We start from the raw sequence: 14712 nt of genomic DNA, 5'->3' as shown, positions 1-14712 counted from the left end.
AAAGTGCGCTCCGGCCCCGAGATGGACGCGCGGTCAGCGGTCCGGCCCCGGCCGTAAGGCGAAATTTGGCAAAGAACGCCCAAGCCGGGTTCCAAGTTCCGCCTTCAGATGCATGTCCGCCAGACCGTCTGCCGCGGAACCGTTCTCGCCCCCTATTTTAGCTTTTGCGGTCTGACTGGCGGTCCCAGCCGGCCAGCGTCGACAAGCCAGTTCGCGCCCCGAAAGCCGCGTCAGCTCACTGCATCATCGCGGCCGCGATCTTCTCCGCCGACATCAGGACCGGAAAATTGGTGTTGGCGCACGGCACCACCGGGAAGATCGAGGCATCGACGACGCGCAGGCCCTGCACGCCCTTGACGCGCCCCTCTGGATCGACCACCGCCATCGGATCATCGGTCCGGCCCATGCGGCACGAGCAGGAGGCGTGCCACACGCCGATCGTGGCCTTGCGCACGAAGGCTTCCAGCGCCTCGTCATCGTTGATGACGTCGTCGAAGGTGAAGCCCTCGACCACGAAATTGTCGATCATGTAGTGGCGCAGCGCCGCCGGCCCGTCCATCAGGGCCGCGGCGATCTTGGTCAGATCCGAATTCTTGGTGTTGACCACGCCGATCTTGCGCACGCGATCGGTATAGGAGGCCGGGAACGGCTTGTCCGTCACGGCCCTGACGACGTCGCTCATCTGCACGGCCGCCATCTTGCGGAAACCGCTCATCAGGCGATCAAGGTCGCGCCGGTCGGACAACAGGTTGAATTCGACGATCGGCTCGACTGCCGTGTCGCGCGAGGCAAGCTTGACCTGTCCGGTCTCGGAATAGGTCTTGTTGACGAACGTCAGGAGCGATCCGATTTGCTCACCGACGGCGTGCCAGGCCGATTTGCTGAGCAGCACGACGAACATGTCGCCTTTCGGTACGCCTTCGAGCCCGGACGAGTAACGCAGGCCAAGCTGCATATGGCGCCTGGTGTGCTCGTTCATCCGCGCGCCGCGGCGGACAAAGGACGACAGCGAGATCGAGGGATGATCCATCAGGCGCTGGCCGACGCCCTGCAGCCCCATCAACACGGGAATGCCCATATCCCTGAGGTGACCGACCGGGCCGATGCCGGCGCGCAACAGATGGGCCGGCGAATGGATGGCGCCGCTGGAGAGAATGATCTCGCGGGCGCGGAATTCCTGCTCCCGCCCGTCGACCACCGCCTTCACGCCGACGCAATGCGTGCCCTCGAATAGCAACTCCCTGACTTGCGTGTTGGTGGAGATCGTGAGGTTGGCGCGCTTGCGCGTGTCTCGATCGAGATAGCCCATGGCAGCCGAGACGCGTTGCTCGGCCTGGTTCGAGTGCGTCACCGGGAAAAACCCGTCGACGAACTCGCCATTCTGGTCGGGCAGGAACTGATGTCCGGCCTGCTGGAAGGCCTGCGCGAACGCCTGCGAATGCCGCGTCCAGTGCTCCCTGGGGATTCGGCGGACCGGGATGCGGCCGTCCTTGCCGTGGTAGGGACCGTCGAAATCGAGGTCGCGCTCGACCTTCTTGAAGAAGGGCAGCACATCATTCCAGCTCCACCCCGCGGCGCCGCGCGCTTCCCATTCGTCGTAATCGGTCGGCGCGCCGCGGTTGGCCATCTGGCCGTTGATCGAGGAGCCGCCGCCAAGCACGCGAGCCTGCTCGTATTTGCGCAGGGGCGGACGCCCTTCGTCGGGGTTGTTGTGACTGACGATCTGGGTCGTGACCTTGAGCTCGGTCCAGTGGAAGCGCGGATCGAAATAGGCCGTCCCCGGATAGCTGTCCTTGATCTCGGCCGGCTCGTCTCCGGGCGGTGTGTCCTGTCCAGCCTCGCAGAGCAGGACCTTGTTGGCGCTCCTCGCGGAGAGCCGGTGGGCCAGCACGGACCCCGCCGAGCCGCCGCCCACGATAATGAAGTCGTACACGATTGGCGCTTCCTCTTGTTCTTGCCCGGGAAGCGTAGCGCGTTATTGTTTTGAGGTCACGTCATCGCTGCCGCGGCAAAGCGCGAGCACAACGCCGTCGACGCCGAGGGCACCGCCCGGCGGCAGGCATCTGCCGTCCGGTCAGCAGGTGACGAGGGAGCGAATCCAGGAGGCTTTACGGCTTCCTTACGAAGCCCGCGCGCAACCTCTCGGCAAACCAGACTACAAAAATCGAAGCGAACGACAGGCAGAAAAATATGGCTGTCCAAAGCAGCGCGTTACCCGCATTTGTCATGACGTCTCTCCCTCGTTTCAAACGAGACGCTTGCAGACAATCGGACGCTACGTGTTGCGATAGATCAATTTTGCCGAACTGCAATTAGGCTGAGATCGGCATCAGCAGCTCGCAGTGACGGCTGAGGCTACGGCCTGATCGAAAAACTCTCCGGCGGCCCTGGCTTCCGCAATGGCTCCGACAGCCGCGCGAACTCGCACAGCAGCGACCGCGTCTTCCTGGGATCGATGATCTCCTCCACCCAGAATTTTTCGGCGGAACGGAACGGCGAGCGCAGCTTGTTGAGGCGGTCCTCGATCTCTTTCAGTTTCTCCGCCTTGTCCTCGGCCGCGTCGATATCCGCGCGGTAGGCGGCTTCGATGCCGCCTTCGAGCGGGAGCGAGCCCCAATAAGCCGATGGCCAGGCGTAGCGGATCGAGAAGCGGTCGGCGGGCTGATGCACCACGCCGGCGACGCCGAAGGCGTTGCGCAGGATCACCGTGCACCAGGGCACCGTGGCCTGGTTGACCGCGGCCATAGCGCGAACGCCATGGCGGATGGTGCCCGCCTTCTCCGCATCGAGGCCGATCATGAAGCCGGGACAGTCCATGAGATAGACAATTGGCAAATGGAAGGTCTCGGCGAAGTCGACCCAGCGCACCACTTTCTGGCAGGCATCCGCCGTCCAGGAGCCGCCATAGTGAAAGCTGTCGCTGGCAAGCACCATCACCGCCCTGCCCTCGAGCCGCGCGAGGCCGACAATGATCGGCTTGCCGAAATTCTTGGCGACCTCGAAGAACGAGCCCTTGTCCACGACCTGTTCGACGATCGGCCGTATCTTGTAGACCTGCTTGCGGTTGCGTGGCACCGCGCTCATCAGCGCCTCTTCTGTGCGCTCCGGATTGTCAGTGCAGGGCAAGGTCGGTGGTAGCTCGTAGACCGACGACGGCAGATAGGACAGGAATCGCCGGGCGCAGGCAAACGCCTCCTCCTCGGTGTCGACGGCATGATCGACCGCGCCGGCGCGGGTCTGGATGTCGGCGCCGCCGAGCTCTTCCTTCGAGAGGTCCTGCCCCAGCGCCTTCACCACCGGCGGACCTGCGACGAACATCGCGGACTTCCGGGTCATGATGGAATAGTGGCTGGCGGCAAGACGCGCGGCACCGAGCCCTGCGACCGAGCCGAGGCCGAGCGCGACCACGGGCACGCGCGACAAATTCTCGGTGGTGAAGCGATACCAGCGTGTGCCGCCGATGCCGCCCGGCAAGTTCGCCGCGCCCTTGGTCTCGATAGTCTTGACCGAGCCGCCGCCGCCGGAGCCTTCGATGATGCGGACGATGGGCAGGCGGAGATCATGCGCCATCTCCTCCGCCATCAGCGGTTTTGCGGAGATGGACGCGTCCGCCGAGCCGCCGCGCACGGTGAAATCGTCGCCGACCACGACGACGGTGCGGCCTTCGATGCGCGCGCGGCCGAACACGCAGTTCGCCGGCGTCAATTTCTGCAACTCGCCGCTGGAATCGTATTCACCGACGCCGGAGACGGCGCCGATCTCGTGAAAGCTGCCCTTGTCGGTCAGTCTGTCGATACGCTCCCGAACAGTCAGTCGGCCCTGGTCATGCTGACGCTTGACCTTGTCAACGCCGCCCATCTCCCGCGCGAAGGCTTCGCGCCGGGCGAGCTCGTCGAGTTCCGGCTTCCAGTTCATTCACTCCCTCCGAATTGATCGGCTTGTTATTGTTGTGCACGGCGATGGCGACCGGTTTACGCGGGATGCGGGCGTTGAAGACGTCGCCTTCCGCGCCCTCCATCAGGCTGCCGAGCGAACGGCCGAGCGCGAGCATCAGCGGCGCGACCTCGGCATGCAGGCGCTCTTCGTCGTACATCGCCGACAGAAGACCGATCGTGATGACGACGAAGGTCTGGTATTGCGGCGACCAGATCGGCACCGCGAGCCCGTTGATATGCGGGCTCCACAGGCCGCAGGCCACGACATAGCCGCGCTCATGCAGCGACTGCCGGTTGGCCTCGATGCGGGGCCGCAGGATTTTCGCAGCCTCGGGAGCTTCCCGCTCCATGTCCGCGATGAAGGCATCGCCGACCTCGGGCGCCAATGCCGCAGTGTAGGCTGCGCCTGCAGCGGTCGAGGCCATCGAGATGCGGCTGCCGGTGCCCTCGTGCAGCCCGAGTGCCGAGGCCGAACGCGCGAACTGAAGATAGACCAGATGGAAGCGATCGGGGACCACGAAGCCGACGGTGCCCGGCAGTTGCTCAGCGACTTCCTGGAGCCGCTGGCGAATCATGCTGCGCAGCTGCGCGCCCTTCATCATCGAGGCGCTCATCGCCACCGCGCTTGGCCCGATGCGATATTTCTGATCGCGCGGCAGATAGACCAGCTGCCCCATCCGCGTCAGCGTGTGCGTGAGCCGCGACACGGTCGAGCGCGGCAGGCCGCAGCGATTTGAAATTTCCAGATTGCCAAGCCTGGCCTCGTGGCCCTCGAAGCATCGCAACACGTCGAACGCGCGCGACACCACCTGGATGACATCACCCTCACCGGCTTCGCCAGCGAGCGCACCTTGTCTACTCAACCGCTCCGAACGTCGTCCCATGATCCCTACCGCTTGTTCCGCTGTGCGGAATTAAATTCCGCTTGCAGAAGAAACTACCTCAGGCATTTTGCGACCACAACAAAAAGGCGATGGCATGCCAGAAATTAAGATCGTCACGGAGATCGCCGGACGCGTCTGCGCAACTCCCGTGCAAGTTGGAGGAACCGTTGCAGATGGCGATGAGATTGTGGTGGTCGAAGCGATGAAGATGGAGATACCGGTGCTTTCGCCTGTGAGCGGCGAGATCACATCGCTTCTGGTGAAGCTCGACGACGTCGTTACCGAAGGACAGGCGATCGCAATCGTCGCAAGCTGACTGCATTCTCCGTCGTTTTCCGCGACATTCTGTCAGCCTCATTGCTGCGTTCGCGGTACGGCGTTGCCATTGCCTGACCGCGATGACATGATCTCTCAAACAAAACCTGTTTCAAACAAAGAAAGAAATCGTCGCGGCAAACGCGAGGATCATTGGAGGGAAACATGCGTCGTGGGCTGATCATGCTCGCGCCTGCCGTGGTGGCAGGCCTTTCTTTTGTGTCTACACGCTATGCATTCGCCGACGACATCAAGCTGCCGGCAACATTGACGTTCACCGCCTATGACACCGGTACCGCCGGCTTCAACATCGCGGTCGGCGTCGGCAAGATGATGAAGGACAAATACTCGACCGACGTGCGCGTGCTCCCCGCAGGCAACGATGTCGCGCGTCTGGCGCCGCTGCGCGCCAAGCGCGCGGTCTCCGCGGCGATGGGATCGGGGACATATTTCGCGCAGGAGGGCGTGTTCGAGTTCGGCTCCAGGGAATGGGGCCCGCAGCCGCTCCAGATCCTGCTCTCGAGCGTTGATTGCAATTGCGGTTCGCTCGGCGTGGCCGCGGATACAGGGGTGAAGGAGCTGAAGGACCTCAAGGGAAAGCGCGTCGGCTTCGTCGTCGGCTCGCCGGCACTGAACCAGAACTCGCTCGCGGTGCTCGCCTTCGCCGGCCTGACGCAGAAGGACGTCAAGATCGTCGAGTTCGCAAGCTACGGCGCGATGTGGAAGGGCTTGATCAACAACGACACCGATGCGGCCTTCGGCACCACCATCACCGGTCCCGCCAAGGAAGCCGAGACTTCGCCGCGCGGGCTGGTCTGGCCGCCGCTGCCCGCCAAGGACAAGGAAGGTTGGGCACGGATGCAGAAGGTCGGCTCGTTCTTCTTCCCGCAGACAGCGACCTGCGGCGCCGGTATCTCGCCGGACAAGCCGATCGAGCTCGGCAACTATCCCTATCCGATCTTCGTCGCCTACGCCTCGCAAGCCCCCGAGCAGGTCTATGCGATCACCAAGGCGATGATCGTGAACTACGATTCCTACAAGGACTCCGCGCCCGGCGCCGGCGGGCTTGCGGCCGATCGCCAGACCAAGAACTGGGTGGTGCCGGTGCATCCCGGCGCGGTGAAGGCTTTGAAGGAGGCCGGGCAATGGAACGACGCACAGGAGGCGCACAACAACGGACTGATCAAGCGGCAAGAGGTGCTTGGCGCCGCGTGGACCGACTACGGAAAATCCAATCCGCCTGCAGATGATAAGGCGTTCCTCGACGCCTGGATGAAGGCGCGTGCCGCGGCGCTTGCGAAGGCCGACATGCCGAACGGGTTCGAGGATTAGTTCACAGCGTTAATTGTCCACGCCCGGGGTCGATCATGTCGTCTGCTTCAGTCTCCACCCCCTCCCAGGACGAGGCCAAGCGGATCGTGTTCGACGATCCGCATGGCGCCGCCGCCAACATGCAGGAAGCGGAAGTTACGCGCGTGCGAAGCTTGCGTGGCGCGTGGCGCTGGCTGCTCGTCCTCGCGACCGCCGCGACCATCCTGCTCTGCATCAACCAGCAATTCTCGCTGCGCTTCTTCGTCGGCTACACCCAGCTCAACACGGAATACTTCTACCTCCTGATCGCCCTGATGCTGCCGTTCACGTTCCTGATCTTCCCGGGGACCCCGCGCGCGCCGCTCGACCGCATTCCCTGGTATGACCTTCTCTGCTTCGTCGTGACCTTTGCCGCCGCGCTGCTGTTGATGTCGAACGTCCGCAAGGCCGCCGAGGCCGGCTGGGAATTCGGCGGCGCGCCGAACAGCGTGATCGCAGCCGGTCTCGTGATGTGGGTGATGTTGATGGAGGCGCTGCGCCGCACCGGCGGCTGGAGCCTGCTACTGAGCGTGCTTCCCTTCACCGTCTATCCGCTGTTCGCGGAATCCAGCTGGCTCGGGCCGTTCCGCGGCACGCAGTCGACGCTGGAGCAGGCGACCGCCTATCACGTGCTGTCGGGCGAGAGCCTGCTCGGCATTCCCATCCAGGCGTTTGCCGACACCGTGATCGGCTTCCTGGTGTTCGGCACCGCGTTGATGATGACCGGCGCCGGAAAGTTCTTCATCAATCTCGCCTTCGCGCTGTGTGGCACGTTCCGCGGCGGCGCGGCCAAGGTGTGCATCTTCGCCAGCGGCCTGCTCGGCATGATGTCAGGCTCGATCATCTCCAACGTGCTGACCGCCGGCACCATGACCATTCCGGTGATGAAGAAGAGCGGCTTTCGCGCCTCCTATGCGGGCGCGATCGAGGCTTGTGCCTCGACCGGCGCGGTGCTGGCGCCGCCGGTGATGGGCGCGACCGCCTTCGTAATCGCGCAGTTCCTCAATGTCAGCTACGCCGATGTCGCGATCGCGGCCATCATTCCCGCCGCGCTCTATTATATCGGCCTGTTCATGCAGGTCGATTCCTACGCCGCACGACACGGGCTGAAGGGCATTCCGCGCGCGGAGCTGCCGCGGGTCATGGATACAATCAAGGATGGCTGGTACTACGTCTTCGTCATCGCCCTCCTGATCGTGATGCTGCTCTACTTCAAGCGCGAGAGCCATGCGCCATTCTACGCCACCGCATTGCTTCTTGTGCTCAACCAGCTGTTCTCGAAGGACACGCGCTGGACTGTCGCGACCATCGGCAAATTCCTCGAGGTCAACGGCCGCACCTTCGTCGAGCTTGTCGGCATCCTCGCCGGGTGCGGCCTGCTGATCGGCGCCTTCTCGATGACCGGCGTGGTGTCGAGCCTCGCCAACGACCTGCTGCATATCGCCGGCGACAATCCGTTCCTGCTGCTCGGCATGTGCGCCCTGACTAGCCTGATTCTCGGGCTCGGCCTGACCACGACGGCCTGCTACATCTTCCTCGCCATCCTGGTCGCACCCGCGCTGGAGAAGCTCGGGCTGAACAAAATGGCCGTGCACATGTTCATTTTCTACTGGGGCATGCTGTCGTCGATCACCCCGCCGGTCGCGATTGCATCATTCGCAGCGGCAGGTATTGCCGGCTCGCCGGCGATGAAGACGGGCTGGGAATCGATGTGGGTCGGCAGCATCATCTATTTCATCCCGTTCTTCTTCGTGCTCAATCCCGCGCTGGTGCTGCAGGGGCCGAGCCCCTATCTGGCCGGTCTCGGCTTGATGGCGCTCGCGGCGTTCGGCACGCTGTTCATCTGCGGCGGCATCCAGGGCTACCAGCCCTTCGTCGGCGATCTCCGCGGCGCCGGTGCGCTGGAGTGGCCCATCCGCGTGCTGCTGGTGATCGGCGGTTTCGTGGTGGCCACCCCCGGCGGCGGCATCATGCCGCTGTCGCAGATGCAGGTGACGCTGCTCGGCCTCGCCATCCTGATCCCCACGATTTTGCTCGCCCTGCTGCTGGTCCGGCGGCAGACCGTGGTGCCGGACGGGTTGCGCGTGCCCTGATTGCGTTGCACAAAGAGAGGCAATGAAACCGCTTTCGCCTCTCGCTACCGCCTGGACGCGCTCGAAGCCGCCTTTGCTGCGGTTTCTGGACAATTGCCTCAACGAATTCTCGGCAGAGACCTCGGGCGCGGTCGCCGACTACATTCCCGAGCTCGGCAAGGCCGATCCTGCCTGTTTCGGCATCAGCCTCGCGACCCTGGACGGTCATGTCTACGAGGTCGGCGACTCCAGGGCGCCCTTCACCATCCAGTCGATGTCAAAGCCGTTCGTGTTCGCGCTGGCGCTGGACCTGCTCGGCGCAAACAGGGTGGAGAGCGCAATCGGCGTCGAGCCCTCCGGCGATCCTTTCAACTCGATCCGGCTCAACTCGGAGAATCATCCATTCAACCCGATGGTCAATGCCGGCGCGATCGCCTGCACCGGGCTGATCCACGACAGCAAGGGTCCGGATGCCTTCGAGCAAATTCGCCTCGCGCTTAGTCGTTTTGCCGGCCGCGATCTCGCCGTCGACGAGGCCGTCTACGCTTCCGAAAGCCAGACCGGCGACCGCAACCGTGCCATCGGCTATCTCCTCAAGACCAATGCGGTGATCTCGGACAATGTCGCGGCCGTACTCGACGTCTATTTCCGGCAATGCGCGGTGCTGGTCACCGCGCGCGACATCGCTGTGATGGCGGCAACGCTCGCCAACCGTGGCGTCAACCCGGTTACCGGCGAGCAGGTGCTGACGCCTTACGCGATCTCGCGCACGCTGTCGGTGATGACGTCGTCGGGCATGTACGACTATGCCGGCGAATGGATCTACCGGATCGGCATCCCCGCCAAGAGTGGCGTCGGCGGCGGAATTCTCGCCGCACTCCCCGCCCGCCTCGGGCTCGGCAGCTATTCGCCAAGGCTCGACAAGCACGGCAACAGCGTGCGCGGCATCAAGGTCTGCGAGGCGCTGTCCTCGCATTACGATCTGCCATATGCTCAACCGCAGCGACGACGCACGCAACGCCGTCATCGCCGATTACGACATCGGCAAGAGCCCGTCGCGGCGCGTGCGCCGCCCGCAGGAGCGCGATATTCTCGCAGCCCTCGAGCAGGAGGTGCGGATCATCGAGCTGGTCGGCACGCTGTCGCTGTCGGCGGTCGACTATGTCTCACGCCGGCTTGCGGGCCGGCCGCGGCCGCAATTCGTGATTTTCGATCTCCACCGCGTCACCTCCACCACACGCGCCGGGGCGCGGCTGGTGGCTGAAGCGTTCGAGGAGCTGGCGGCGCTGAATGTGACCGTCGTCCTGTCAGGCGTCAGGCGCGCCTCCAAAGAATGGGACAGCCTGCGGGAGTGGACCGCGGAGCTGAAGAACGTCCGCGACTTCTATGTGCTCGACACCGCGATCGAATGGGCCGAAGACCAGATCGTCTACCGCTATGGCGGCTCGATCGATTTTCACGAGACCACCGAGCTTTCCGAGCAGCCTCTGCTCGCAGGCCTCAGCGCGGAAGAGCTGACCGACCTCGCCTCAATCTGCACGATCCGGATCTATCAGTCTGGCGCGAAAATCCTCACCACTGGCGCCGCAGCCGATTCCCTGTTCTTCCTGCGCAGCGGCGCGGTGCATGTCACCCTGCCCGACGGAGTGCGGCTCGCAACACTCACCGCCGGCATGGCGTTCGGCGAGATGGCCCTGATCGAGACCACCCGCTCCGCGGACGTGTTCGCGGATATGGCTGCGACCGCGTTCGAGGCGCCTCTGAAAGCGTTCGAGCGCTTCCGCAAGCAGCACCCGCACGCCAGCGAACGCATCATGCGCAATCTTGCGCAGCTTCTGGCCGAGCGCCTGATCGTCGCCAACGCCAAAGTGGATATCTTGACCTCCACCTGAGCGGCCTAGCGGCTCGCCGCCTCGCTGATCCGCCGCTTGATCTTGGCGGCACTGGTCTTGAGCAGCTCCGATGGCTGCTGGCCGGTCGCCACGCAGAGGCAGGCCCAGTAATAGATGACATCGCCGAGCTCTTCGACGAGGCCCGCCTGGTCGAGCCAGTCATCGCGGAGCAGCTTCTTGATATGGTCGGCGACTTCGCCGGACTCGCCGGCGAGGCCGAGCCCGAGATAGGACAGCCGTTCGTTCGACGGACGCTCATCGACTTTCGCAATCGTTGCAGCCCAGGCGGCATATTCATCGATCGTCATGAGCATCCCTCACAGCAATTGCTCGATCAGCCGACCACTTCGGTGACCGGCTGAAGGTCGATCTCGAAGGTCTCCAGAAACTTTGACGTCATGATGTAGAATCCGACCGAGAGCTGCAGTTCAACCAGTGCGGCCGGCGTCAGCTTCGATGAGATCGCCTTGAAGGTCGCATCCGTCGGCTTGTTCAGCTTGACGATCTCGTCGGTGAAGGCGAGCGCGGCGCGCTGCACTTCATTGAAACAGTTCGCGGCCTGCCAGTTCTCGAGCGCCTCGTTCTGCTCGTCGGTGACGCCGACATTCTTGCCGATGCGCTTGTGCGCGACGATCTCATACGGCGCCTCGCACAAAATGCCGGTGCGGGTGATCGCGAGTTCGCGCACGATCGGATCGAGCTCGCCCTTGTGGCGGATGGCGCCGCCGAGCCGGCAGTACTGCTCGAAATAGCTCGGCGAATGCGACATCATCCGGAAGATGTTGGCATTGCGGTTCTTGTCGAGGATCTCGCGGGTGCGGTCGGATGCCTTGGACGGGTCGCTGTAGTTGATGCGGGCCATGATTTTCCTGAAGTTTTCCCTAAGCCTTTGATGCTTTTTGTCGTTAGCGGCGAAATTTCCACGAAACTGTATTCTTGCGCGTCCGCAGGAGCAACAACATCGAGTCAAAATGCCGCCGCATTGCTGAACGACCTTGGCACAGTCGATATTCGCCGCGTGGGGACTTGATCGCGGCGGATACTCGCAAGGGGTGTTCCGAGTAAAAACAATTGGCCGTTGGGCGCTAACCGCGCATCGATGAGTCACGCCCAAGTCTAGGGAGAAAATGGAATGAAGGAAGCCACCAAGGGGGCGGCCTCGGAAGCGTTCGCGCATATGCTAGCGGTGATGGCGATGCTCGTCATCGCCAGCATCCTGTTCTACGGGCGCTAGTTAAGAGTCGGGTGAGAGCTTTCGTCATTCCGGGGTGGCCCTCGCACAGGCCAGGCCCAGAATTCCCGTTCCAGGCTCGGTCTCTCAGGACCGCCCCCGAATGACGGATCCCACCGCTCGCGTTGCCGCAATAGCCCGGATGGGGCGCGCAATCCGGGAAAGTCTATCGGTGAGGCGAAAACCCGGATTTCGGTCCGCTCCATCCGGGCCACATTGGAGCATCTAAATTTCACTATCTGTCTTTGGCGAAGAACGGCACCAGCTTGCCGGCGAACAGTTTGAAGCTCGCACTGACCTCATCGCCGATGGCGAGATCATTCTCACCATGCGCCATCATGCGAAAACCCTCGGCGCAATCGACCAGCAGGATGTTGTAGGGCACGTACGCGCGCGTCTCGGGCGTGGCGGCGCGGCAGACCAGCGACGTCGCGTAGACCCTGCCCTTGCCGCTGGCGCACTGCTCGCGCGGATCGGACGCGCCGCAGGCCGCGCAGAAGGCGCGACGAATATACTGCACATGGCCGCATGCGGTGCAGGTCTGATAAATGACGGCCTGTTCGCCCTTGGTCCAGTCGGCTAGACGCTCGCTCATCGCACCCGCTCCAGGAACATGCTGACGTGAGACGACAGCACGCCGCCGTCGCCGTGCAGCAGCGCGATCGAGGCGTCGCGCACCTGACGATTCGCCGCCCGCCCCGTCATCTGCAGATGCGTTTCCACCAGATGCGCCATGGCGCCACCAACGCCGCAATGACCGTAGCTGAGCAGGCCGCCATGGGTGTTCAGCGGCATCGCTCCATTGCGGCTGAAATGGCCAGCGCGCACGCGCGCGGCTGCCTCGCCCCGGCCAGCGAGGCCAAGATCTTCCAGCAGCATCGCGAGCGTGATCGTAAAGCTGTCGTAGATCGCCGCGTAGCGCACGTCGGAAATGGCAAGGCCGGTAACCTCCCTGGCGCGAGCGATGGAGATCTCGGCGCCGAGCTCGCTCAGGGCGGGGGCTGCAGTGACGTGCTGATGGGTATGGGCCTGGGCACAGCCGCGAATGCGCACGCGGGCCTCTCCGGTCCGCTCGCGACTGATGACGAAGGCTGCGCCGCCGTCGGACACCGGGCAGCAATCGAGCAGCTTCAGCGGCATCGCCACCGGCTTCGAGGCCATGACGTCTGCGACCTCGATGGGATCCTGGAATTGCGCACCAGGATGAGTGCAGGCGTGGGTGCGCATCAGCACCGCGAATTCGGCGAGGTCTTCTTCCGTCACGCCGTACTCGTGCATGTATCTGTTAGCGACGAGGCCGTAATAGGCCGGGATGGTCGGGCCGAGCGGCAGTTCGTAGTCGGGATGGCCGACCTGCGCCAGCGCTTGGATCGAGGCGTCGCGGCTCTGCCCAGTGAGGCGGTTCTCGCCGGCCACGACGAGCACATTGCGGGCGACGCCCGCTTCGACGAGATGATGGGCGAGCATGGTCATCGCGAGCCCGGTCGCGCCACCGACCTGGACGGCATGGGCGTAACTGGGGCGGATGCCAAAATGCTCGGCAAAAACGGTCGCCAACATGATGTGCGGCGAGACGGTGGAGTAGCCGCAGAGGATGCCGTCGATCTCGGCACGCTTGAGCCCGGCATCGTCGAGCGCAGCCTGCGCGGCCTTGCTCATCAGCTCCAGCGAGGACGAGCCTTCGTGCTTGCCGAAAGGCGTGAGACCGACGCCGGTGATGAAGCTCATGGGCGCACCAGTGCATCGTCATTCCGGGGCGGCGAACGGGTGACGCCATCGCGGACCATGGCGTCGATCTCGTCGGCGGAATAGCCGATCTCGCGCAGGATTTCCGCGCCGTGCTCGTTGAGCTGCGGCGCGAGCCGCACCGGTTCGGCTTCGGTTTCGGACCAGGTGGCCGTCACCCTCATGCTCCGGATCGGCCCTTCAGTTGGATGGTTCACCACTGGGAAAAAGCCGGTCGCCTCCAGATGCTCATCGTGCAGCATCGACGCGAGGTCGTGCATGGGCATCACCGGCACGTCGGCCTTGGTGAGCAGGTCGATCCATTCCGCGGTGCTGCGCGTCTCGAAGATGCGCGCGAGCTCGGCATAGACGACGTCGATATTGGCGGCGCGCCCGGCGAATGTCGCGAACATCGCGTCGGCGCGCAGGTCGTCGCGTCGCGTCGCCTTAAAGAAGTTCTCCCACTGCTTGTCGTTGTAGACGATGACGCTGAGATAACCGTCCGATGTCTTGTAGGGCCGGCGGTCGCGCGAGAGGTGGCGGGCGTAACCGCCCTTGTCGAGCGGGGGCTCATAGGTCAATCCGCCCATGTGGTCGCCCATGACGAAGCCGGCCATGGTCTCGAACATCGGGATGTCGACGCGCTGGCCGCGGCCGGTGCGGTCGCGGTGCACGAGGCTGGCGCAGATCGCGCCCACGGCAGTCAAGCCTACGATGCGATCGACCAGTGCGTTCGGCACATAGCGCGGCACACCGTCACCGGTCTGCGCCATCAAGGCGGGCAGCGCGGTGGCGCCCTGGATCAGATCGTCATAGGCCGGTTTTGCAGCATAGGGCCCGTCCTGGCCGAAGCCGAACACGCCGGCATAGACCAGCCGCGGATTGATTTTGGAAACAACGTCATAGCCGAGTTGAAGCCGCGCCATCGCCTGCGGGCGGACGTTGTAGACGAGAACGTCGGCGTCTTTCAGCAAGCGGAGCACGGCCTCGCGGCCGGCGGGCTTCTTCAGGTCAAGGCAGATCGAGCGCTTGCTACGGTTGGTGTTGAGAAACACCGGGCCCATGCCTGCGTGCCGCATCGGGCCGATCAGGCGGGTGACGTCGCCGTCCAGAGACTCCACCTTGATGACGTCTGCGCCGTAATCGCCGAGCATCTGGGTCGCATAGGGGCCCATCAGCACGGTGGTCATGTCGACGACCTTGATGCCCTTCAGCGGCCCCATCGTTCGCTCCCGATTGCGCGGCCTCAAGTGAGGCCTGCGATCTCGGTCCAGCTAACGGCAGTGGCGGCGCATGCGCAAGAGCCGC

Annotated in this window: 11 protein-coding genes and 1 pseudogene; 4 read left to right on the top strand and 8 right to left on the bottom strand. The window is 63.9% G+C overall.

The window, feature by feature from the left end; all coding sequences use genetic code 11:
• Positions 1 to 235 precede the first annotated feature (235 nt).
• The 3 genes from IVB36_RS09165 to IVB36_RS09155 form a co-directional block, all read right to left on the bottom strand.
• Entirely contained in the window at positions 236 to 1933 is a 1698-nt protein-coding gene (locus IVB36_RS09165; RefSeq protein ID WP_247391302.1) for a GMC oxidoreductase, read from the bottom strand.
• A gap of 422 nt (positions 1934 to 2355) precedes the next feature.
• Complete coding sequence (locus IVB36_RS09160; RefSeq protein ID WP_018459229.1) at positions 2356 to 3915, bottom strand: carboxyl transferase domain-containing protein; 1560 nt, start codon at positions 3913 to 3915, stop codon at positions 2356 to 2358.
• Entirely contained in the window at positions 3845 to 4819 is a 975-nt protein-coding gene (locus tag IVB36_RS09155; protein WP_026233760.1) for a helix-turn-helix domain-containing protein, read from the bottom strand. The genes IVB36_RS09160 and IVB36_RS09155 overlap by 71 nt, the downstream gene beginning before the upstream one ends.
• A gap of 94 nt (positions 4820 to 4913) precedes the next feature.
• Here IVB36_RS09155 and IVB36_RS09150 point away from each other — a divergent pair, with 94 nt between their 5' ends.
• From IVB36_RS09150 to glsA, 4 genes and pseudogenes are all read left to right on the top strand, one after another.
• Positions 4914 to 5135, top strand: coding sequence for an acetyl-CoA carboxylase biotin carboxyl carrier protein subunit (locus tag IVB36_RS09150; protein ID WP_018459231.1), 222 nt, complete (start codon positions 4914 to 4916; stop codon positions 5133 to 5135).
• A gap of 164 nt (positions 5136 to 5299) precedes the next feature.
• Complete coding sequence (locus tag IVB36_RS09145; protein ID WP_018459232.1) at positions 5300 to 6466, top strand: TAXI family TRAP transporter solute-binding subunit; 1167 nt, start codon at positions 5300 to 5302, stop codon at positions 6464 to 6466.
• Positions 6467 to 6501: 35 nt separating this feature from the next.
• Positions 6502 to 8577: a TRAP transporter permease gene (locus tag IVB36_RS09140; protein ID WP_018459233.1), complete on the top strand. Its 2076-nt coding sequence runs from the start codon at positions 6502 to 6504 to the stop codon at positions 8575 to 8577.
• Between the two features lie 22 nt (positions 8578 to 8599).
• A pseudogene (gene glsA, locus IVB36_RS09135) lies at positions 8600 to 10448 on the top strand (glutaminase A).
• Between the two features lie 5 nt (positions 10449 to 10453).
• On the opposite strand, the gene IVB36_RS09130 reads toward glsA, so the two are convergent.
• From IVB36_RS09130 to IVB36_RS09110, 5 genes are all read right to left on the bottom strand, one after another.
• Complete coding sequence (locus IVB36_RS09130; RefSeq protein ID WP_026233761.1) at positions 10454 to 10756, bottom strand: nucleoside triphosphate pyrophosphohydrolase family protein; 303 nt, start codon at positions 10754 to 10756, stop codon at positions 10454 to 10456.
• A 26-nt stretch (positions 10757 to 10782) separates the two neighbouring features.
• Positions 10783 to 11310: a carboxymuconolactone decarboxylase family protein gene (locus IVB36_RS09125; protein ID WP_085352807.1), complete on the bottom strand. Its 528-nt coding sequence runs from the start codon at positions 11308 to 11310 to the stop codon at positions 10783 to 10785.
• A gap of 604 nt (positions 11311 to 11914) precedes the next feature.
• Positions 11915 to 12274 carry an OB-fold domain-containing protein gene (locus IVB36_RS09120; RefSeq protein ID WP_018459237.1) on the bottom strand — a complete coding sequence of 120 codons (360 nt, stop codon included), beginning with the start codon at positions 12272 to 12274 and terminating at the stop codon, positions 11915 to 11917.
• On the bottom strand, positions 12271 to 13407 hold the full coding sequence (locus IVB36_RS09115; protein ID WP_018459238.1) for a thiolase family protein: 1137 nt from the start codon (positions 13405 to 13407) through the stop codon (positions 12271 to 12273). The genes IVB36_RS09120 and IVB36_RS09115 overlap by 4 nt, the downstream gene beginning before the upstream one ends.
• Positions 13404 to 14627 (bottom strand): CoA transferase, encoded by a 1224-nt coding sequence (locus IVB36_RS09110; RefSeq protein ID WP_018459239.1) that lies wholly within the window; start codon positions 14625 to 14627, stop codon positions 13404 to 13406. The genes IVB36_RS09115 and IVB36_RS09110 overlap by 4 nt, the downstream gene beginning before the upstream one ends.
• Between the last annotated feature and the right edge of the window lie 85 nt (positions 14628 to 14712).

This window comes from Bradyrhizobium sp. 35 (genome assembly GCF_023073215.1).
In the GTDB taxonomy this organism is placed as follows: Bacteria; Pseudomonadota; Alphaproteobacteria; order Rhizobiales; family Xanthobacteraceae; genus Bradyrhizobium; species Bradyrhizobium canariense_D.
The sequence above is the reverse complement of the archived record's forward strand: the minus strand, read 5'-3'. Positions and strand labels throughout refer to the sequence as shown.